The 18,920-nt window shown below is 64.4% G+C and carries 22 protein-coding genes; 15 read left to right on the top strand and 7 right to left on the bottom strand.

Going from position 1 to position 18,920, the window contains the following annotated elements; translation table 11 throughout:
* The first annotated feature begins 201 nt into the window (after nt 1-201).
* From ACQKRQ_RS33505 to ACQKRQ_RS33480, 6 genes are all read left to right on the top strand, one after another.
* Complete coding sequence (locus ACQKRQ_RS33505; protein WP_427481716.1) at nt 202-1,197, top strand: homoserine kinase; 996 nt, start codon at nt 202-204, stop codon at nt 1,195-1,197.
* Nucleotides 1,188-1,994, top strand: coding sequence for a BPSS1780 family membrane protein (locus tag ACQKRQ_RS33500; RefSeq protein WP_132383716.1), 807 nt, complete (start codon nt 1,188-1,190; stop codon nt 1,992-1,994). The genes ACQKRQ_RS33505 and ACQKRQ_RS33500 overlap by 10 nt, the downstream gene beginning before the upstream one ends.
* Nucleotides 1,995-2,165: 171 nt before the next feature.
* Nucleotides 2,166-2,618 (top strand): MarR family winged helix-turn-helix transcriptional regulator, encoded by a 453-nt coding sequence (locus tag ACQKRQ_RS33495; RefSeq protein ID WP_408178494.1) that lies wholly within the window; start codon nt 2,166-2,168, stop codon nt 2,616-2,618.
* 174 nt (nt 2,619-2,792) lie between these two features.
* Entirely contained in the window at nt 2,793-3,212 is a 420-nt protein-coding gene (locus ACQKRQ_RS33490; protein ID WP_106282649.1) for an organic hydroperoxide resistance protein, read from the top strand.
* 218 nt (nt 3,213-3,430) lie between these two features.
* On the top strand, nt 3,431-4,930 hold the full coding sequence (locus ACQKRQ_RS33485) for a cryptochrome/photolyase family protein (protein WP_427481713.1): 1,500 nt from the start codon (nt 3,431-3,433) through the stop codon (nt 4,928-4,930).
* Nucleotides 4,931-4,984: 54 nt separating this feature from the next.
* Nucleotides 4,985-5,443, top strand: a complete 459-nt coding sequence (locus ACQKRQ_RS33480; RefSeq protein WP_427481711.1) for a TspO/MBR family protein — start codon at nt 4,985-4,987, stop codon at nt 5,441-5,443.
* Nucleotides 5,444-5,528: 85 nt separating this feature from the next.
* Here the strand turns inward: ACQKRQ_RS33480 and ACQKRQ_RS33475 are convergent, their stop codons facing one another.
* Nucleotides 5,529-5,705 (bottom strand): DUF3563 family protein, encoded by a 177-nt coding sequence (locus ACQKRQ_RS33475; protein WP_132383708.1) that lies wholly within the window; start codon nt 5,703-5,705, stop codon nt 5,529-5,531.
* A gap of 107 nt (nt 5,706-5,812) precedes the next feature.
* Nucleotides 5,813-7,009 (bottom strand): extracellular catalytic domain type 1 short-chain-length polyhydroxyalkanoate depolymerase, encoded by a 1,197-nt coding sequence (locus tag ACQKRQ_RS33470; RefSeq protein ID WP_132383706.1) that lies wholly within the window; start codon nt 7,007-7,009, stop codon nt 5,813-5,815.
* A gap of 412 nt (nt 7,010-7,421) precedes the next feature.
* On the opposite strand from ACQKRQ_RS33470, the gene ACQKRQ_RS33465 reads away from it, so the two are divergent.
* The 4 genes from ACQKRQ_RS33465 (at nt 7,422) to ACQKRQ_RS33450 (ending at nt 10,433) form a co-directional block, all read left to right on the top strand.
* Entirely contained in the window at nt 7,422-8,123 is a 702-nt protein-coding gene (locus tag ACQKRQ_RS33465) for a phosphatase PAP2 family protein (RefSeq protein WP_427481708.1), read from the top strand.
* Nucleotides 8,124-8,258: 135 nt separating this feature from the next.
* Nucleotides 8,259-9,032, top strand: a complete 774-nt coding sequence (gene modA / locus ACQKRQ_RS33460) for a molybdate ABC transporter substrate-binding protein (protein WP_427481706.1) — start codon at nt 8,259-8,261, stop codon at nt 9,030-9,032.
* 23 nt (nt 9,033-9,055) lie between these two features.
* Nucleotides 9,056-9,730: a molybdate ABC transporter permease subunit gene (modB, locus tag ACQKRQ_RS33455; RefSeq protein WP_132383700.1), complete on the top strand. Its 675-nt coding sequence runs from the start codon at nt 9,056-9,058 to the stop codon at nt 9,728-9,730.
* Nucleotide 9,731: 1 nt separating this feature from the next.
* Nucleotides 9,732-10,433, top strand: a complete 702-nt coding sequence (locus tag ACQKRQ_RS33450; RefSeq protein WP_427481704.1) for a sulfate/molybdate ABC transporter ATP-binding protein — start codon at nt 9,732-9,734, stop codon at nt 10,431-10,433.
* 24 nt (nt 10,434-10,457) lie between these two features.
* On the opposite strand, the gene ACQKRQ_RS33445 is transcribed toward ACQKRQ_RS33450, so the two are convergent.
* Nucleotides 10,458-11,294, bottom strand: coding sequence for a TOBE domain-containing protein (locus ACQKRQ_RS33445; RefSeq protein ID WP_427481702.1), 837 nt, complete (start codon nt 11,292-11,294; stop codon nt 10,458-10,460).
* Between the two features lie 201 nt (nt 11,295-11,495).
* Here ACQKRQ_RS33445 and ACQKRQ_RS33440 point away from each other — a divergent pair, with 201 nt between their 5' ends.
* A complete protein-coding gene (locus ACQKRQ_RS33440; protein WP_427481700.1) occupies nt 11,496-12,290 on the top strand; it encodes an SDR family NAD(P)-dependent oxidoreductase in 795 nt (264 codons plus the stop codon).
* Nucleotides 12,291-12,360: 70 nt separating this feature from the next.
* Here ACQKRQ_RS33440 and ACQKRQ_RS33435 read toward each other — a convergent pair whose 3' ends face one another.
* Complete coding sequence (locus ACQKRQ_RS33435; RefSeq protein ID WP_132383692.1) at nt 12,361-12,744, bottom strand: tautomerase family protein; 384 nt, start codon at nt 12,742-12,744, stop codon at nt 12,361-12,363.
* A gap of 101 nt (nt 12,745-12,845) precedes the next feature.
* Here ACQKRQ_RS33435 and ACQKRQ_RS33430 point away from each other — a divergent pair, with 101 nt between their 5' ends.
* Both ACQKRQ_RS33430 and ACQKRQ_RS33425 read left to right on the top strand, forming a co-directional pair.
* Nucleotides 12,846-13,697, top strand: coding sequence for a LysR family transcriptional regulator (locus ACQKRQ_RS33430; protein ID WP_408431411.1), 852 nt, complete (start codon nt 12,846-12,848; stop codon nt 13,695-13,697).
* An 85-nt stretch (nt 13,698-13,782) separates the two neighbouring features.
* A complete protein-coding gene (locus ACQKRQ_RS33425; protein ID WP_408431413.1) occupies nt 13,783-14,706 on the top strand; it encodes an HTH-type transcriptional regulator ArgP in 924 nt (307 codons plus the stop codon).
* A gap of 7 nt (nt 14,707-14,713) precedes the next feature.
* On the opposite strand, the gene ACQKRQ_RS33420 is transcribed toward ACQKRQ_RS33425, so the two are convergent.
* Complete coding sequence (locus ACQKRQ_RS33420; protein ID WP_427481697.1) at nt 14,714-15,295, bottom strand: hypothetical protein; 582 nt, start codon at nt 15,293-15,295, stop codon at nt 14,714-14,716.
* 112 nt (nt 15,296-15,407) lie between these two features.
* On the opposite strand from ACQKRQ_RS33420, the gene ACQKRQ_RS33415 reads away from it, so the two are divergent.
* On the top strand, nt 15,408-15,845 hold the full coding sequence (locus tag ACQKRQ_RS33415) for an MbcA/ParS/Xre antitoxin family protein (protein WP_132383684.1): 438 nt from the start codon (nt 15,408-15,410) through the stop codon (nt 15,843-15,845).
* Entirely contained in the window at nt 15,842-16,543 is a 702-nt protein-coding gene (locus ACQKRQ_RS33410) for an RES family NAD+ phosphorylase (protein ID WP_132383682.1), read from the top strand. The genes ACQKRQ_RS33415 and ACQKRQ_RS33410 overlap by 4 nt, the downstream gene beginning before the upstream one ends.
* A gap of 56 nt (nt 16,544-16,599) precedes the next feature.
* Here the strand turns inward: ACQKRQ_RS33410 and ACQKRQ_RS33405 are convergent, their stop codons facing one another.
* Both ACQKRQ_RS33405 and ACQKRQ_RS33400 read right to left on the bottom strand, forming a co-directional pair.
* Entirely contained in the window at nt 16,600-17,337 is a 738-nt protein-coding gene (locus ACQKRQ_RS33405; protein ID WP_207915805.1) for a metallophosphoesterase, read from the bottom strand.
* A gap of 145 nt (nt 17,338-17,482) precedes the next feature.
* Complete coding sequence (locus ACQKRQ_RS33400; RefSeq protein ID WP_427481694.1) at nt 17,483-18,907, bottom strand: c-type cytochrome; 1,425 nt, start codon at nt 18,905-18,907, stop codon at nt 17,483-17,485.
* Between the last annotated feature and the right edge of the window lie 13 nt (nt 18,908-18,920).

The raw sequence follows: 18,920 nt of genomic DNA, 5'->3' as shown, positions 1-18,920 counted from the left end.
TGGGCGCCGCCCCGATCCGGGCGCCCGCGAGGCGCCGTCGCGGCGCCTCAGTCTGCTTGCCGGGTCTCACGCTGGTGGTAAGGCGTTGAAGTGCCGCAGCGCTTCACGGCCCCGCAAGAACGCTTTTCCGATACCGCATTTGCCGCACATCGCACTGGCCGCACCGCGCCAGCCCGACCAACCTGATCTGACGTTTCCCGCATGGCTGTCTTCACCGCTGTCACCGAACCCCAACTTGCAGAATGGATGAGCCATTACGATCTCGGCGACGTCGTCGAATTTCGCGGCATTTCCTCCGGTATTGAGAACAGCAACTTCTTTCTGACGACGACGCGCGGCGAATACGTCCTCACGATTTTCGAAAAGCTGACGGCCGAACAACTGCCGTTCTATCTCGACCTCATGCGGCATTTGGCTGCGCATCGCGTGCCGGTACCGGACCCCATGCCGCGCGAAGACGGCGCGCTGTTCGGCACCTTGCATGGCAAGGCCGCCGCCATCGTGACCAAGCTCGAGGGCGCGCCGGAACTGGCGCCGGGCGTCGAGCACTGCATCGAAGTCGGGCAAATGCTGGCGCGCATGCACCTGGCAGGACGCGACTACACGGGCTATCAGCCGAATCTGCGCAGCCTGCCGTGGTGGCAGGAAACCGTGCCGACCATCCTGCCGTTTCTGGAAGGCGAGCAACGCGATCTGCTGTCGTCCGAACTGGCGCATCAGGAAGCCTTCTTCGCCTCGGCCGATTACGCCGCGCTTCCCGAAGGCCCGTGCCACGCCGACCTGTTCCGCGATAACGCCATGTTCGCGCACGCCGCGCCGGACACGGGCCACGAAGTGCGCCTCGGCGGTTTCTTCGACTTCTATTTCGCCGGCTGCGACAAGTGGCTGTTCGACGTGGCGGTGACGGTCAACGACTGGTGCGTCGACCTCGCTACCGGCAAACTCGACGACGCGCGCACCGAAGCCATGCTGCGCGCCTACCAGACCGTGCGCCCGTTCACCGTCGAAGAAAACCGCCATTGGGGCGACATGCTGCGAGCGGGCGCGTACCGCTTCTGGGTCTCGCGCCTGTATGATTTTCATTTGCCGCGCGCGGCCGAACTGCTCAAACCGCACGACCCCGGCCATTTCGAGCGCATTCTGCGCGAACGCCTAACCGGCGTTGCACTTCCAGGCATCCATACCTCATGCAACTGATCGAAGTCCCCGCGAAAGCCGGCTATGTGTGGTTCCGGCAGGGTATCTGGCTGTTCCGCAAGAACCCGCTCGCGTTCCTGACGCTGTTCTTCACCTATCTGCTGGTGATGACGCTCGTGTCGCAGATTCCGGTGGTCGGCGGCGTGTTGCCGCTGGCCTTCATTCCGGGCGTCGCGGTCGGCTTCATGGCGGCGTGCCGCAACACGATCGCCGGCAAACCGGTGTTTCCGACCATTCTGGTGGACGGTTTTCACTCGTACGGCCCGGTGGTCGCCAAACGGCTGCTGGTGCTCGGCGTGCTCTACGTCGTCGCAATGGCGCTGGTGCTGGCCGCTTCGGCACTCGCCGACGGCGGCATGCTGCTGAAGGTCATGCTCGGCGCCGCCGCGATGGATCAGGACGCGATCGCCAACAGCAATATCCCGCTGGCGGTGATCACGGCCTTCGCGGTCTACATTCCGGTGGCGATGATTTTCTGGTTCTCGCCGATTCTCGCCGCGTGGCACGACGTGCCGCCCGTCAAGGCGATGTTCTTCAGCCTCGTCAGTTGCTGGCGCAACCGCGGTGCGTTTATCGTGTTCGGCGCGCTGTGGTTCGCGGTGGCGTTGACGGTGTCGCTCGGCTTGTCGGCGCTGATGCAGGCGCTGGGCGCGGGCGACTTCGCGTTTGCGATCCTGATGCCCGCCACGATGATCGTCACCACGATGCTGTACTGCTCGTTCTACGCGACCTATCGCGGCTGCTTTGGCGTGCAAACGCCCGAAGCACCGGACTTGCCGACCACACCGGCGGCTTGAGTTCCGTTCAGGTGCGGGCGCTGTTCCGGCGCCCGCACCTGTGCTGCCCTCTCGGCAGCGCATGCCTTCGCCGTTTCCTGAATCTCCAGCTGCACTCGTCAAACTGTGCCGATTTGCGGCACAATGGTTTGCGCGCAATCCATTTGCACGCTCTTTTATACGAGATGCACCATGACCCAGCGCCCCGCTTTGCCCTTCACGCTCGACGAGCAACTCTGCTTCGCCCTCTACTCGACCTCCCTTGCCATGACGAAGGCGTACAAGCCGCTACTGGACAAGCTGGGCCTGACGTATCCGCAATATCTGGCCATGCTGGTGCTGTGGGAGAGCGACGACGTCACGGTCAAAGACATGGCCGCGCGCCTGAACCTCGACTCGGCGACGGTCACGCCGCTGCTCAAGCGCCTCGAGACACAAGGGCTGCTGGAGCGGGTGCGCGGCGTCGAAGATGAACGTCTCGTGTATATCCGGCTCACCAAAGCCGGCTCGGCGCTCAAACGCCAGGCGCGTGAAGTGCCCGCGGAAATCTTGTGCGCAACCCAGCAGACGCCCGAATTTCTGCTGCGTTTGCGCGACGACCTGACTCGCCTGCGCACCACCCTCAACGATTACATGGACCTCTAGTCGGCCCGTTGCAAAACGTGCGCTATCGCTATGATGCAAAAATTCATTTGCACACAAATGATTTGTGTACTATCTTAATCACATGCCGCTGCGACAGCGCTCCGCCAGAACGGCGGGCTCGGCAAAGAGCGGCAAATTTGCAGATCCTGACAACCCAGACATAGGAACAGCACCATGAACATCCTCTACAAAGCAAGCGCAACGAGCACCGGTGGCCGCGACGGCCGTGCAGTATCGTCGGACAATGCATTGGACGTTAAGCTGGCAGCACCGCGCGAACTGGGCGGCACCGGCGCAGCAGGTACGAATCCGGAACAACTCTTTGCAGCAGGCTACTCGGCGTGTTTCCTGAGCGCCATGAAGTTTGTCGCCGGCCAGAAGAAGCAGACCTTGCCGGCGGACACGCAAGTCACGGCGGAAGTCGGCATCGGCCCGAACGACAAGGGCGGCTTCGCACTCGACATCGATCTGCGCGTCTCGCTGCCGGGTCTGGACGCCGGCGCGGCGAAGGAACTGGTCGACGCAGCGCATCAGGTCTGCCCGTACTCGAACGCCACGCGTAACAACGTCGACGTCCGTTTGCAAATCGCGTAAGCGACGGATTCGATGCATCGCTAAAGAACCGCTTGAGCGGCGCGGAAAACCTCGCCGCCGGCCACGCACGGCGCCCGCACCCTGCACAATAGGAGCGGGCGCTGTGGCGTTTACCGACGCGGCATGCGATGTGCGACGCAGGGCCATACCGTCGCTTGCAGCGCTCTCGGCCGGCGATAGCGCAGCCATGCACCTTAGTTCCACTCTCCACGTTCCTGATGACACGCGTCCGACAACTGAACGACTCCTTCGATACCGGTCTGGTCTGGTTTCGCCGCGACCTGCGCAGCACGGACAACGCCGCGCTCTACTACGCGCTCAAGCATTGCGAAAGCGTGTGGTGCGCATTCGTGTTCGACACGACGATCCTGCAGCCGCTGGTCGACGCGTGGCAGGCTCGTCATCCCCATACGCAGCCGCAGGATCGCCGCATCGAGTTGATTCTTGCGGCGCTGGGTGAACTGGACGAAGCGTTGCGCGCGAACGGCGGCGGCCTGATCGTGCTGTACGGCGAACCCGCCGACCTGGTGCCGAAGCTCGCCGACGAACTTGGCGCGGACGCGGTTTTCGCGAATCACGACTACGAGCCGGTCGCCATCGAGCGCGACGAGACGGTCCGCGAGCGGCTCGCTGAAGCTGGACGCCAGTGGCTGACGTTCAAGGATCAGGTGATTTTCGAGCGCGACGAGGTGCTCACCGGCCAGAACAAGCCTTTCACGGTGTTCACGCCGTACAAGAACGCATGGCTCAGGCAACTGACGGCCTTCGATCTGAAGCCGTATCCCGTGGAAACCTACACGAAGCATCTGGCCGCGCCGCCGTCGAAGCTGGACCGCCGGTTACCGACGCTCGCTCAACTCGGCTTTACGCCGAGCAACCTGGCGGAACTGGACCTGCCCACCGGCATGAGCGGCGCGCAGCATCTGCTCGACGACTTCGCGACGCGTATCGACAGCTACAAGGACCGGCGCGACTTCCCCGCCGCCAAAGGCCCGAGCTACCTGTCGATGCATCTGCGCTTCGGGACGGTCTCGATTCGCACACTTGCGCGCCTCGCCCACGAGATGTCGCTGCAACCCGACGGGCAAGGCTCCGCGACGTGGCTGTCGGAGCTGATCTGGCGAGACTTCTACTTCATGATCCTGGCGCATCATCCGCGGCTCGCGAGCGGCGCGTCGTTCAAGGAGGAGTACGACCGGCTGCGCTGGGAACAGGGCCCGGAGGCGGACGAAGCGTTCGCCGCGTGGTGCGACGGCCGCACGGGCTACCCGCTCGTCGACGCCGCGATGCTGCAACTGAATCGCACCGGCTATATGCACAACCGCTTGCGGATGGTGACAGCGAGCTTCCTGGTGAAGGATCTGGGCGTGGACTGGCGGCTCGGCGAACGGTACTTCGCCGAACAGTTGAACGACTTCGATTTCTCGGCGAATAACGGAGGTTGGCAGTGGGCGGCGTCGACAGGATGCGACGCGCAGCCTTATTTCCGGATCTTCAATCCGATCACGCAGTCCGAAAAATTCGACGCCGAAGGACGCTTTATCAAACGCTATTTGCCCCAGCTCGCGAAGCTGCCGTCGAAGTGGATTCACGCGCCGTGGCTGGCGGGAGCGGACCGGCTCGCGGAATTCGGCGTGGTATTGGGCAAGGACTATCCGGCACCGATCGTCGACCATGCCGAAGCGCGGGCGCGTACGCTGGCCCGTTTCGGCAAGTGAGCACCCGCTTACGCCGCTTTGCTTTGATTCCAGATATCTGAAGGAGACTCGGGGATGCGCCGATTGCCGTCGCTGCTGGTGTTTCTTGTTTTGGCGTTCGCAGCCGCGTTCGTTGCGAGCCGGTTTTTGCCTGACGCCTGGTACGTGGCGCTGCAAAAGCCCGCGTTCAATCCGCCGGACTGGGTGTTCCCGCCGGCGTGGTCGGTGCTGTATGTGCTGATGGCGATTGCCGCCTGGCGCGTGTGGAAACGCGACGGCCTGAGCGCATCGATCGTTTTATGGCTGGTGCAGTTGCTGTTCAACGCGGCCTGGATGTGGCTCTTCTTCGGCCTGCATCGACCGGGCGTGGCGCTGGCCGATATTTTGATACTGCTGATATTGATCGTCGCGCTGACATGCGCATTCTGGCGACGAGACCGCTGGGCAGGCGGATTATTGATGCCCTATGTCGCGTGGGTGGCGTTCGCCGCGGTGTTGAATCACACGTTGTGGCAATTGAATCCGGCTGTCTGAGCGCTTGCGACAATCTGCGACAGCTTGGGCGCCTCACCCGAACACCGGCGTCGCAATCCGCGCCGATGTTTTTGACTTGCGCAGCTTAGTGCTGGCTCATCCACGACGGTTGGCGAAGGTTCGCCTCACGGTCCAGCTTACGCATACGGAATTCCAGATCGTACAGATCCGTTGCTTCGGCGAGGAAAGCGTCAGCGCGTTCTTTCGCGAGTTGATCGGGCGATTTGGTCAGAAACAGAAACAGGCGGCTAAGCAGATACATGGTCAACCTCGGCAATGAGTTTAGGCGTTAACGCCTAAGGGATAACCCGTATTATAGGGAAAACCCTAGGAACGCGCCAGCACTCATTTCGAAGTGTTGCTCCAACGTCACCGTGCGCCCGCTGAGGCCGCTGCGGCGTCCGCTTCCGCGATACGGCCTGTGCCCGTGCGGCGCTGGTGCTTGAAAAATTCCCACACCATGGCGCTTGCGTCGGGACCTTTGGCTGAATGAAACGGCACGGCGTCGTCGCCGCCGCTCCAGGCATGGGCAAGCCCTTGCACACGGCACAGCCGCACCACACGCCGCCCGCCGCGCAGGTAGTCGCGCATGACCACGCCGCCCTTGCGGTCCTCGCGGACTTCACCGGATTTGCGCGCGCCGTTCTGGTCGACGATGCGGTTCAGGCGGAGAAACTGCACGGCCAGCTGGTCGGCATTGATCGGCGAGACCACATGGTCGGCGTCGCCGTGGATGATGATGGCCGGCATGCCGGGGTAACGCGCCACGTCGGCGGTTTCGTCGACCAGTTCGGCCGGTTCGCGGCGCGCACCGCGCCGCATCACGTCCATCGCCGCGACGCCGGAACGCGCCTCGCCGAAAGCGGGGCCGGAATGCAGCGCGACCGCTGCGAAATGCTCCGGATAGTTGACGGCCAGAAGCGCCGTCAGGCCGGCGCCAGCGGAGATTCCGGCGACGTACACGCGCTCGCTGTCGAAACCATGCTGCGCGACCAGGGCGTCCACCAGCGACACCACCGCGCGCGCTTCGGCACCGCCGGCGCTATCGCCGGCGTCGTACCAATGCCAGCAGCGGTGCGAATGCACATGCTTCGACTGTTCCGGATAAACCACGGCAAAGCCGAAGCGGTCGGCGAGCACGTTCATCCGCGTACCTTCGGCGAATTCGTCGATCGACTGCGTGCAGCCGTGCAGCATCACCACCAGCGGCATGGCCTCGAGCGCATGGCCGGTCGGGACATACAAGCCGTACTGAAGATGATTGACGAGCCGGCCGGGCGCGGCGGGCGCCGAGTGGAACGAGCGCGTCCACGAGCCGCTTGCCCATGCCGACGCGCGTGGACGCACCCGCGACTCGCGAGCGGCGGCGCGCGGCACTTCGCGCTTGGCGGGCGCACGCACCACCGCATCCAGCTTGACCGGGCGAACTTTGGTGGACGGCTTACTGGTGGCGGGCCGGGCCGGTCGCGTCGTGGTGCGCTTGGTTGTTTTGCGGGCGTGCTCGGTTTGGATCGCGAGCAGCCGCTTCAGACCGCGCAGCCAGATTTTCGATAGACTTTTTGCCATTGGCGGAAAAACCTCGCAAAAAGGGACAGGGTCCGTCCGGTAGAACGGCGCTTTGTTGTGCAATGCACAATAACACCAATCCTCATGCGATGCTGGAACCCTGGAATCCTATCCGGGACCGAATTTTCCGCTCGGCGAACCTTGTCACGAGGCTGGCGTCAAAGCCCGGCAAGGCTCGTCCGCTGTTTATCTGCCATTTGTCGGCCGAATCTTTATCACTTGTTCGTCAGCTAACGTTAAGCGGCAAAAAGCTACGTGCGCGGCGCGCCGCCCTGCAGCACCCGTCTATACTGGCGGTTAATTCTTTGCCGCGCGCGACTTACGCCGCGCCGGCCGAGTCGGCGATTTGCGCCGCTCGTGCGTTAACCCACCACCAACCCGATTCTACGCGGCCTTGGTCGCGCTTTTTGCCATGCCCGATTTACCTGCCCACCTTTGGTATTCGATCACCAGCCTCGGCGGCGCCGGCATGACGCTGCCGCTCGCGTTCGCCATCGCGTTGTGGCTGGCGGTCGGCTACACATGGCGGATGGCGGCGGGCTGGCTGCTACTGCTCGGCGCGGCCATCGGCGTTGTGACGGTGACGAAGCTGGCATTCCTCGGCTGGGGTGTCGGCGTGCGAGAGCTGGACTTCACCGGCGTCAGCGGCCATGCCATGCTGTCCACCGCGGTCTATCCGGTCGTGCTGTTCCTCATACTGTTGCCGGCGCGTCCGGGCATCCGTTTGGCCGGCGTGCTGCTCGGCCTTGCCGCGGGGATCGCGGTGGGGTTGTCGCGCGTCGTGCTGAGCGCTCACTCGCCGTCTGAAGCCATTACCGGCTGCCTGACCGGCGCCCTGGCGGCGCTGGTGTTCGTCCGCCTCGCGTGGCATGCGGAGCCGGGACGGCTGTCGGTTCTGCCCGTCGCCGTCAGCATGATGGTCCTCGCGGTGCTGGTGCACGGCGTGCACGTGCCGACACAGCGCTGGGTCACGCATATCGCGCTGAAAGTGTCCGGTCATGACCGGCCGTTCATTCGCGCGAAGTGGAAGGCGGTGCGCGATGTCCGTCCGGCCACGGCGCCGCTGTCGCAAACGCTCAACACGCTGGCGCCGCCGCATTCGTCCGACGCCTGAACCATCTCCAGTTACTCGACTAGCCGCTTCATGCGCACGGCGGAATAATTGTCATGGGCCACCGTTATAACCTTTCATATATTACGATAGCGTTTTAACCCGCCGATCCGACTCACGCCGGACTTCCAATCCTTCATGACACTCTGCCGCCGCCTTCTGAAGCAAGCGCTGTTCGTCGCCAGCGCTGTCTCCGTCGCCATCAGCGCCAACGCGCACGCCGACGAACTGGTGGTTTCCGCCGCCGCCAGCCTGACCAACGCGTTCAAGGCGGTCAGTGAAGTTTTCGAGCAGCAGCATCCGGGCACCAAGGTGCTGCTGAACTTCGGCGCCTCCGACGTACTAATGCAGCAGATCGTCAAGGGCGCGCCCGCCGACGTGTTCGCGTCCGCGGACCAAAAGGCCATGGACAAGGCCGCCGCCGAAAAAGTGATCGTGCCGGCCACGCGCCGCGACTTCGCCGCTAATTCACTGGTGTTGATCGTGCCGACCGACAGCCATTTCGCGCCGACCGCTCTGAACGATCTGACTTCGGCGAGCGTGAAGCGCGTCGCGTACGGCGATCCGGCTTCCGTGCCGGTCGGCCGATACACCCAGGGCGCTCTGCAGGCCGCGGGCGTGTGGGATGCGGTGAGCGCGAAGGCGGTGCTGGCCTCGAACGTGCGTCAGAGCCTCGACTATGTGTCGCGTGGCGAAGTCGACGCCGGCTTCGTGTTCAGCACCGACGCCGCCGTCATGCCGGACAAGGTCAAGGTCGCGCTCGACGTACCGACGCAAACGCCGATCACCTATCCGATCGCGCAAGTGGAAGGCAGCCGCCACGCAGCGGACGCGCAAGCGTTCATGAACTTCGTGCTGTCGCCGGCCGGCCAGGCCGTGCTCGCCAAGTACGGCTTCAAGCCCGCGCACTAACTTCACCGGGACGACGCACGCTCATGCAACAGGCCTGGATTCCGCTTCTGCTGTCGTTGAAAGTGGCGGGCTGGGCCACCGCGCTCAATCTGGTATTCGGCGTCGCGGCGGGCTTCGGTTTGTCGCGCTGGCGCTCCGGCGCGCGCGACGTGATCGACTCGCTGCTGATGCTGCCGCTCGTCATGCCGCCCACCGTGCTCGGCTATTACCTGCTCGTTCTGCTCGGACGGCGTGGCGTGATCGGCGGCTGGCTCGACCGCTTCGATATCCAGTTGGTGTTCACCTGGCAGGGCGCGGTGATCGCGTCGACGGTCGTGGCGTTTCCGCTTGTACTGAAATCGGCGCGCGCCGCCTTCGAGGCCGTCGATCCGCAACTCGAGCGCGCCGCGCGCACGCTCGGCGTCAGCGAGACGGCCGTGTTCTTTCGCGTGACGCTGCCGCTCGCCGCGCGCGGCATTCTCGCCGGCGGCCTGCTGGCGTTCGCGCGGGCGCTCGGCGAATTCGGCGCGACGCTGATGATCGCGGGCAATCTGCCGGGACGCACGCAGACGCTGTCGGTAGCGGTGTATTCAGCCGTGCAGGCCGGCGACGACAGCACCGCGAATTTCCTCGTGCTCGTGACCTCGGTGACGTGTGTCGTGATCCTGTTGCTCGCGGGGCGTCTCGTGCCGCAGCACACGTTGTTGAAGTCAGGTTGACATGCTGCTCGCCGTCGACATCCGCAAGACCTTCCAGAGCGCCGAGCGACGTTTCACGCTCGATGTCGCCTTCAAGGCGACCTCGCAACGCGTCGTGCTGTTCGGGCCGTCGGGTGCGGGCAAGAGTCTGACGTTGCAGGCTATCGCCGGCCTGCTGCGTCCCGACGAAGGCTCGATCACGCTGCATGGCAACGCGCTGTTCGACAGCGCGCGCGGCGTCGATCTGAAACCGCAGGCGCGCAAGCTCGCCTATCTGTTCCAGGACTACGCGCTATTTCCGCATCTGAATGTGCGGCAGAACATCGGCTTCGGCTTGCAGCAGGGTTGGCTCAATCCGCGCAAACGGATCGCGCATCCGCAGATCGATTACTGGCTCGATGCCTTGGAGTTGCAGAGCGTGGCGGGCAACCATCCGGCGCAGCTTTCCGGTGGACAAAAGCAGCGCGTGGCGCTGGCGCGAGCGCTCGTCGCGCAACCTCAGGTGCTGTTGCTGGACGAACCGTTTTCGGCGCTCGACAGCGTCTTGCGTCAGCGCATGCGCCGCGAGTTGTCCGATCTGCAGACACGGCTCGATATTCCGATGGTGTTGATCACGCACGATCCCGACGATGTCGCCGCCTTCGGCGATCAGGTCGTGCAGGTCAGCGATGGCTGCGTGCGCGAGGATCATCCGTTCGCCGGCTATGCGCGCAGCGAGCCCTGACTCGATCGTTAGCGTTTCGCGCGCTCAGTCCTTTACCCCGAGAATCACACTCGACGCCTTGAACGCGGCGACGACGCTCCCGCCTTCCACGAGGCCGAGCGTGTCGACGCTCTCATTCGTGACGACCGCGGTAATCACCGCGCCGCCATTCAGCACCAGCGAGACCTCGGCATTCACCGCGCCGCGCTTCACGCTCTGCACCGTGCCGCGCAACTGATTGCGCGCCGAGAGCTTGAGCGGCGCGCCGCTTTCGTTGTCGACGAGCAGCACGACCCACGACGCCTTGATCAACGCGAACGCCGCCGCGCCCTCGACGAGGCCCAGCGTCTCGGTGCTTTCATGCGTGATGACCGAGACAATCGCATGGGCGCCGGGCAGCGTCAGCACGACTTCGTCGTTGACGGTGCCGCGCGTGATCGCCGACACCGTGCCATACAGCTGATTGCGCGCACTCGTCTTCACGCCGATGCGGCCAATCAGATCCCAGTCCGTCGCGAATCCTTCGATCGCCGCGCCCGCGCGTTCGAGAAAGCGTTGATGCTCGCGTTCCACCGCACGAAACGTCTCGATCAGCTTGACGGCGCGCGGCGTCAGCGTGGTGCCGCCACCGCCTTTGCCGCCGGTCAGGCGCACCACGAGCGGCTCGCCGGCGAGATTGTTCATCGTATCGACGGCATCCCACGCGCCTTTGTAGCTCATGCCGACGGCTTTGGCCGCGCTGGTGATCGAGCCGGTCTCGCCGATCGCCGCGAGCAGCGCGATCCGCGACGCGCCGCCGAGCGTCTGCGCGCCCGCCTGAAACCAGACGGAACCGCCGAGCTCGAGATTGTCGCGGGAAGGATCGGTGTGGTCGGATGTCATGGCGAGGAGCGGTCGATGAGCGAGGAAAGGACGACGAATCATTATAGCGACGCAGACCCGCGTCACCGGCCGCGCGGCCAGCCGACTTCGAAGCGGGATAGATGGGATACTTTCAGTTCGACGCTTCGAACACCACGTCCTTTGCATTTTCGGCGCGCCGGCTTTGGCCGGCGCGCCGCAACGTCAACAAGGAGCAAGACAGTGAACATCGATCTATCGGGCAAGACCGCTATCGTCAGCGCATCCACGGCGGGCATCGGGCTTGCGATCGCCACCGGCATTGCTGCGTCAGGCGCGCAGACCATTATCAACGGACGCAAGCAGGAAGCGGTGGACCGCGCGATCGAGACGATCCGCAAGACCGCGCCGCAAGCGAAATTGCAGGGCTTCGCGGGCGACCTCGGCACGCTGGAAGGTTGCGACGCGTTGGCGAAAGCCGTGCCGCAGACGGATATCCTGGTGAACAACCTCGGCGTCTTCGGACCCGGCGACATCTTCACCACTGAAGACGACGATTGGGAGCGCTACTTTCAGGTCAACGTGATGTCGGGCGTGCGGCTCACGCGGCACTACCTGAAAGGGATGATGGAGCGCAAATGGGGCCGCGTGGTGTTCATCTCGTCCGAGTCGGCATTGAATATTCCGCCGGATATGCTCGCCTATGGTTTTTCGAAGACCGCGCAATTGAGCATCGCGCGCGGCATCGCCAAACAGGCGGCCGGCAGCGGCGTGACAGTGAATGCCGTGCTGCCCGGACCGACCTTGTCCGACGGCTTCCGTTCGATGGTCGAAGACACCGCGAAAGAGCAAGGTAAAACCGTCGAACAGGTCGCCGCGGAATTCGTCCGCGAGCACCGAAGCAGTTCGATCATCCAGCGCGCGGCCACCACCGAGGAAGTGGCGAACATGGTCGTCTACGTCTGCTCGCCGCAGGCCTCGGCGACGACCGGCGCGGCGCTGCGCGTCGATGGCGGCGTGATCGATACGATTGCGTGACGTGCCGCTTTTCTAACGAACGACGGGCGGCATGGCCGCTCGTCTTAACGTCATGTCATGGCCGCAATCTTCACAACGCGTACTGCGCGATGCCGTTGCCGAACGACCAGTTCTCCTTCAGCACCTCGACGAGATTGATAAATACATCCTCGCGTCGCAGCCCGGGCGATTCCGCCAGTTCGTCCGCCATGCGCTTGTATAGCGCCTTCTTCATCTCGAGCGTGCGCGTGTTGTTCAGCGTGATCTGAATGATCACGAGATCGTCGCTTCGCTGCACGTTCAGATACTGATCGTCGTACACAAAATTGCCGGCCTCATGCTCGGTGATCAGCATGAAGATGTCGTCCTTCGGCACGTTGAAGGTGTCCACCAGCGAACGCTGGATGCTCTGCGTCACCGCCTTCCGGTATTCGGCGGACTTGCCTGCGCGCAATGCGATTCGTGTGAGCGGCATGATGAAACTCCTTGGCTGCGGTTGATTGGGTAAACACAGCTTAGGCGCACTCAGTCATAATGAACAGACATCATTGATGATTTCATCTATATCCATCGAAAATGAAAGTTCTCGATCTCGACGCGGTTCGAGCGTTCGTTCTGGTCGCCGACCTGCACAGCTTCACGCGTGCGGCGGATGCGCTCGACACGACCCAATCGGCCGTCAGCCTCAAGCTCAAGCGGCTGGAAGCCCATCTGGGCAAGCAATTGCTCGAGCGTACGCCGCGTGTGGTGCGCCTGTCCGCGGACGGCAATGCGTTCCTCAGCGCCGCGCGCGACCTGCTGAACGCGCACGAACGCGCGCTGGGGTCGCTGTCGGTCGAGCGCCGGCGGCTCGCGTTGGGGCTCAGCGAGCATGTCGCGGGACCGGACTTGCCGCTCCTGCTCGGCAGGCTCAATGCGCACGATCCGGGGCTGGTGATCGAATTGCATCTGGGCATGTCCGCCGCGTTGCTCGCGCAATTCGACGAACGCCGCCTCGACGCGGTGATCGTCCGCTACGGCGCCGACGAACCGCCACGCGACGACGCCCAGGTGCTCTTTAGCGAACCGCTCGGCTGGCTCGCCACGCCGGCGTGGTTGCCGCGAGTCGGCGAGCCATTGGCGCTGGCGCTGTTGAGCCCGCCGTGCAACGTGCGCGACGTGGCACTGCGAGCGCTCGCGCAGGCGGGCGTTGGCTGGCAGGAAGTATTCGTCGGCGGCGGCGTGGCGGCCGTCGGCGCGGCCGTGGCGGCGGGCCTGGCGGTGTCGCCGCTGGCGCGCCGCGTGGCGCCGCGCGGCCTGATCGACGTCGGTGCGCGGCTCGGTTTGCCGGCGCTGCCGGAATCGCGCGTCACGCTGCATTCGCGGGTCAGGGACGAGCGGTCGGCGGAGACGTTGCGGCTGGTGACCAACGGGTTGGCGATGCAATGACAAAACGACTCACCGCCTTCCCCCGCGGATAAACTTCGCCGCCTTTCGCTTAAGCTAGAAAAGTTATCCCTTTCAAAGTAGATCCGTGGACCTCGACCCTCGACAAACCGCCGCCGTCCGCGCGGTCATCGAAACCGGCAGCTTCGAGCAGGCAGCTGTGCGGCTGAATCTCACGTCGTCGGCGGTATCGCAGCGTGTGCGGGCGCTCGAAACACGGCTGGGCAACCCACTGATCGTGCGCACGCGGCCGTGCCGTGCGACGCAGATGGGCCAGCGTCTGCTGCAATATCTGCGGCGCGCCGCCCTGCTCGAAGACGATTTCGCCAGCGATCTTGCACGCGCCGACGAAGCGCTCCTCAGCGTCGCCGCCGCCGTCAATGCGGACACGCTGTCGACGTGGTTTTTCCCCGCCCTCTCCGACATCTTGCTGCAAGAAAACGTGCTGCTCGACCTGACCGTCGACGACCAGGACCACACGCACGCCCTGCTCGCCTCCGGCCTCGCGATCGGCTGCATCACCACCGAACCGGCGCCCATGCGCGGCTGCTTCGCCGAACGGCTCGGCGCCATGCGCTACCGGCTGGTGGCGTCGGCGGCGTTCGTGCAGCGATGGTTTCCGAATGGCTTGACGCGCGAAAGTGCGCGGCGCGCGCCGGTGATCCTGTCCTCACGCAAGGACGCGTTGCAGGCGCGTTTTCTCGAGACGCGCTTCGGCCTGCCGCCGGAAGCCTACCCCTGTCACTACGTGCCCGCGCCGGTCCCGCGTTACATGGCGATCCAGCGCGGCCTGGCGTACGGCATGGTGCCCGAACTGGAATTCGGCGATGCGTTAGAGCGCGGCGATCTGATCGACCTGGCGCCGAAGCAGCCCACCGACGTCGAGTTGTACTGGCACGCGTGGAAGGTCCAGTCGCCGCGCCTGGAAAAGCTGTCGGCGCGCATCGTCGAACTTGGGCGCACCGCGTTGGGGGCGCCAGGCAGCAAACCGAAGCGCAAACGCGCGGCTTGACCGCGGATCAGTGAAGAATCGGCGGCAGCGAACCGCTGCTGGCCGTGGCGGGATTGCTCGTGGCGTTCGCCGGATTGGCTTGAACGTTTGCGGACGGCGCCGGCACATTCACGTGGGATGCAGCCGGTTTCGCCGCGCCGGTTTTCGCCGCGACCTTAGCCGTTTGCGGGTTAGCCTGACGAGCCGGGACCACCAGATTCGCGTGCACGACCTTGCCCTGGCTCGGTTGGGTCTGGACGAACTGCGCGTGCGGCTTTTTACTCTGCGCCATCACGGCCGCTTTCGATTGGGTTTTGCCTCCATGCGTCGCGCTGATCCCGCTCTTCGCGGCGCCCTTGGCCGCCACCTTCTTCACGCTGGCGCGCGCCGCCGACTTGTTGCCATGCCCCGTCGTCGCTGTCACGTGCTTCGAAGCGGCCTTCGCCGCTGTCTTCGAACCGGCGCCAGACTTGACCTTCTTGCCCGGCTTCGTGACATGCCCGCTCGCCTCGGGCGGGTTCCATACTTCGGCATAACCCGCGGCCATGGCCGCGCCCGACACACACCACACGGCAAGCGCCGCTCCTGCTGCAACTGCTCGAACGCCCATCTCCTGCTTCTCCTGATCTTCGACTTTATGACGAGCCCGGATTATATTCTCTTGCAAAAATCCACATTTAGACTAATATCAATTCCAAGTACAAATTAGGACTTACCCGCTCATGGCTCACGCTGCCCGTGCCACCCAGCCCGAAGCGCCGATTCGTCGGCCGGTTTCGGAACCCACGCTAACGGAAATGTCCGCGGCGGGTCTACGCGCGTTCTTCAAAATCGCGCACGACTGGGACCTGAACGCGGAAGAACAGATCGTGCTGCTCGGCTCGCCGGGCCGCTCCACCTACTTCAAATGGAAGTCGGCGCCTGAAACGGCCCGCCTCGGGCGCGACACGCTAGAACGCCTGTCACTGCTGCTCGGCATCTATAAAGCGCTGCAAATCCTGTTGCCGCAAGCCAGTGCCGCCGACACCTGGATCAAACGTCCCAACAGCGCGCCGCCGTTCGGCGGCCGCCGCGCGCTGGACCGCATGCTGGCGGGCAACATCAGCGACCTCGTGGCGGTGCGCCAGTATCTCGACGCAATGCGAGGCGGCTGGGCGTGACACAACCGCATTGGCAGGACCGCTGGCGCACGGCGCCGCTCGATTGGTCGCCCGCGTATCGCGTGATTCCGACGCGCTTTCCCGCCGTCAATCTGTTCGACCGGGTCGCTTCGCCGGAAGATTTCGACGCCTTGTACGCGCTCGAAGCCATGACCAACGACCGTCTGCGCACCGAAGTCGGCGAGCTCGATCTGGTGCCGCGCGAAGAACGCCGTTTCGGACCGGGCTACGGGCCGATCATGGCCGCGTTGACGCATCTGAATCCGCTCGGCAGCCGTTTCTCGGACGGCACATACGGCGTGTTCTATTGCGCGCGCTCACGCGCCACCGCGATCGCCGAAACGCGTTATCACACAGGGAAATTTCTGGAAGCGACGGCCGAGCCGCCCATGCGCCAGCAGATGCGTCTTTACACCGTCGCCGCGCAAGGCAGCGTGGTGGACATTCGCGGCGACGCTTCGGTGGATCTCGCGGTGCTGTCGCCGGATGACTATCTGGCCGGCCAGTCTCTCGGCCGGGCCATCCGCGCGGGAGGTGCGCCGGGTATCGTGTATCCGTCGGTACGGGATGACGGCGGCGAGTGCCTCGCCGCGTTCAAAACGACGCTGCTGCGCGACTGCCATCACGCGGCGTATCTGGAATACAACTGGAATGGCACGAGCGTGGATATGGTGTTCGAACTCAGCCAGGTCGGCTGATAGCTCGGCCTAAATGGACTGCGCGTGGCCTGCGCGCGCAGTCGCCAACGCCGCCGTCAAGGCAGCGCCAGCGCCGCCGCGCCTTCCGCGCGGGCCTCTTCGGTCGAGACGGACCAGCGCCGCAAGGCCAGCGGCTCCACGATCGTGAGCTTGCCGCCCGGCCCGAACGCGCCGGTGTCGATGAACACCTGTGAGCCGACCTGCTTGATGTCGCGCATCGGCGTGTGGCCGCAATAGGTCAGCGAGAGACCGCGCTGCCGCTGCGGATCGCCGTTGCCCAACGCCAGGTCGCGGCCCCACAACAATCGCTGGCGGGTGTCGGCGGAGAAATTCCCCGCGTCGAGCTCCGCATCCGAGCCGAAGAATTCGGCATGCAGAATATTGAAGCGCTCCTTGCCGCTGCCGACCACGCGCGCAAGCGGCAACCCGCGCAGGATTTCTGCGTAATGCTGCAAGCGTTCGTCGGATAGCTGCGCCGCCCAGATGCCGCCGATTCCGTACCACCACTGACGCCGCAAGCGCCCGTCGGCGACCGCGCACAGCGTGTCTTCGTGATTGCCGAGCACGGCGAAAAACCACGGCTTGTCGAGCAGCGCCAGAGCCAGTTCGGAATTCTCGCCGCGATCCACCAGATCGCCGACCGAGAAGAGCCGGTCGCGCTCCGGGTCGAACGTGATCACGCGCAGCAGATAGCGCAATGCATCGACGCAGCCATGCAGATCCCCGACCACGAAGTCGCGGCCGCTCCGGTTGGCCGGGTGATGCTGGACGGAATTGACGAGTACGGTAGCCATGCGTTCATGATAATGCGGCATCCGCAATGCGTATGCGCGCTGCCTATCGTTTCTTGGCGCCGTGGAGGGCGAGAATGACGCAAATCAACGCAAAAGCGCCATGTTTCCGGCAGGCCTTACCGGAAACACGCCGTCTGCGCGGTCACTATTGCTGAGTTCGCAATTTGCCGATCTGATCAGCCGTCACGGTCGATTGGGGATTGCCGAACTGTCTGGTCACATAGTTGGTGATGGCGGCCACCTGCTCGTCGGTGAGCTGGCTGGCGAATGCGGGCATCAACACGTCCGCCTGTTTCGTCGTACGGGTGACGCCGTGCAGGATCACCATCGCCAGATTGTTGGCGTCGCTCGCACCCACCACGGAGTTGTGAATCAGCGACGGATACGCACCCGGCGCGCTCGCGCCCACGCCTTGACCCGTCCAGCTATGGCAGCTCGCACAATTGGCGACGAACAGTTGCGCACCGTTCACGGCGTGGACGGCGGTGCCGCGCAGCGCCGTGACGTCGTCGGCGGGATTGCCCCATTGGTCGCGCGGGCGCGATTCGCCGCCGCTGATCGGCGGCACCGCGCGCAGATACGCGACGATCGAGCCGAGATCCTCGCGCGTCAGATATTGCGTGCTGTCGGCTACCACCTCGGCCATCGGACCGGCCGCATTGGCACGGCCCGGCGCCGCGCCGGTCGACAGATACGACACCAGTTCGTCGTCGCTCCAGTTACCCACGCCGCTGTTCTTGTCCGACGTGATGTTGTACGCGTGCCAGCCGGCCTGCACCGCGCCGGAGAAACGCGAACTCGTCTTCAAGCCCTGCGTGAAATTGCGCGGCGTATGGCATTCCTCGCAATGCGCGAGCCCTTGCACCAGATACGCACCGCGATTCCACTCGGCGCTTTGCTTGGGATCGGGCACGAAGCGGCCCTCGGTGAAATTGAACAGGTTCCAGAACACCATCAGCCAGCGCTGATTGAATGGGAATTTCAGGCTGTTGCCGGGCGGCGTGTAGTGGATCGGCGTGAGCGTGTTCAGATACGCGCGAATCGCCAGCACGTCCTGATCGGTGACCTTGGTGTACTCCGCATAAGGGAAGGCCGGATACAGGCGCTCGCCGCCTTTGCCGATGCCTTCATGCATGGCGCGCAGAAAATCGGCGTCGCTCCATTGGCCGATGCCGGTGTCCGGATCGGGCGTGATGTTCGGCGTCACGATGGTGCCGAACGGTGTGTTGATCGGCAGCCCGCCCGCGAAGGGCCGCGCTTTGTCCGCCGTGTGGCACGCCACGCAATCGCCGGCGCGCGCGAGGTATTCGCCGCGCTTGACCAGGTCGCCGCCGGCCGCCGTCACCGGCAAGGCCGCGCCGCTGATCGCTTGCGAGGCGTCGGCGGCGCGGGCCTGCGTGATCGGCAGTTCGTCGTTACGTTGCGTGTCGGGGCCGTGCGCCTCATACCAGGCGACGTACAGCGCGAACAGCGAAAAAATCGCGGCCAGCGTCGCGACTCTGAGGTGGCGGCGGCGGGCGTTCCGCGCAAGCGCCTCGAGCGGCTGCACGCGAGAGGTGTTCTTCGTCATTGTGGCTCTCCGT

The organism is Paraburkholderia sp. NPDC080076, assembly GCF_050281145.1.
GTDB lineage: Bacteria > Pseudomonadota > Gammaproteobacteria > Burkholderiales > Burkholderiaceae > Paraburkholderia.
This window is presented reverse-complemented; position numbering and strand designations above follow the sequence as displayed.

Coding starts and splice junctions, on each gene's coding strand:
- ACQKRQ_RS33505 (WP_427481716.1), top strand. CDS start 202: ATGGCTGTCTTCACCGCTGTCACCGAACCCCAACTTGCAGAATGGATG.
- ACQKRQ_RS33500 (WP_132383716.1), top strand. CDS start 1,188: ATGCAACTGATCGAAGTCCCCGCGAAAGCCGGCTATGTGTGGTTCCGG.
- ACQKRQ_RS33495 (WP_408178494.1), top strand. CDS start 2,166: ATGACCCAGCGCCCCGCTTTGCCCTTCACGCTCGACGAGCAACTCTGC.
- ACQKRQ_RS33490 (WP_106282649.1), top strand. CDS start 2,793: ATGAACATCCTCTACAAAGCAAGCGCAACGAGCACCGGTGGCCGCGAC.
- ACQKRQ_RS33485 (WP_427481713.1), top strand. CDS start 3,431: ATGACACGCGTCCGACAACTGAACGACTCCTTCGATACCGGTCTGGTC.
- ACQKRQ_RS33480 (WP_427481711.1), top strand. CDS start 4,985: ATGCGCCGATTGCCGTCGCTGCTGGTGTTTCTTGTTTTGGCGTTCGCA.
- ACQKRQ_RS33475 (WP_132383708.1), bottom strand. CDS start 5,705: ATGTATCTGCTTAGCCGCCTGTTTCTGTTTCTGACCAAATCGCCCGAT.
- ACQKRQ_RS33470 (WP_132383706.1), bottom strand. CDS start 7,009: ATGGCAAAAAGTCTATCGAAAATCTGGCTGCGCGGTCTGAAGCGGCTG.
- ACQKRQ_RS33465 (WP_427481708.1), top strand. CDS start 7,422: ATGCCCGATTTACCTGCCCACCTTTGGTATTCGATCACCAGCCTCGGC.
- modA (WP_427481706.1), top strand. CDS start 8,259: ATGACACTCTGCCGCCGCCTTCTGAAGCAAGCGCTGTTCGTCGCCAGC.
- modB (WP_132383700.1), top strand. CDS start 9,056: ATGCAACAGGCCTGGATTCCGCTTCTGCTGTCGTTGAAAGTGGCGGGC.
- ACQKRQ_RS33450 (WP_427481704.1), top strand. CDS start 9,732: ATGCTGCTCGCCGTCGACATCCGCAAGACCTTCCAGAGCGCCGAGCGA.
- ACQKRQ_RS33445 (WP_427481702.1), bottom strand. CDS start 11,294: ATGACATCCGACCACACCGATCCTTCCCGCGACAATCTCGAGCTCGGC.
- ACQKRQ_RS33435 (WP_132383692.1), bottom strand. CDS start 12,744: ATGCCGCTCACACGAATCGCATTGCGCGCAGGCAAGTCCGCCGAATAC.
- ACQKRQ_RS33430 (WP_408431411.1), top strand. CDS start 12,846: ATGAAAGTTCTCGATCTCGACGCGGTTCGAGCGTTCGTTCTGGTCGCC.
- ACQKRQ_RS33420 (WP_427481697.1), bottom strand. CDS start 15,295: ATGGGCGTTCGAGCAGTTGCAGCAGGAGCGGCGCTTGCCGTGTGGTGT.
- ACQKRQ_RS33415 (WP_132383684.1), top strand. CDS start 15,408: ATGGCTCACGCTGCCCGTGCCACCCAGCCCGAAGCGCCGATTCGTCGG.
- ACQKRQ_RS33405 (WP_207915805.1), bottom strand. CDS start 17,337: ATGGCTACCGTACTCGTCAATTCCGTCCAGCATCACCCGGCCAACCGG.
- ACQKRQ_RS33400 (WP_427481694.1), bottom strand. CDS start 18,907: ATGACGAAGAACACCTCTCGCGTGCAGCCGCTCGAGGCGCTTGCGCGG.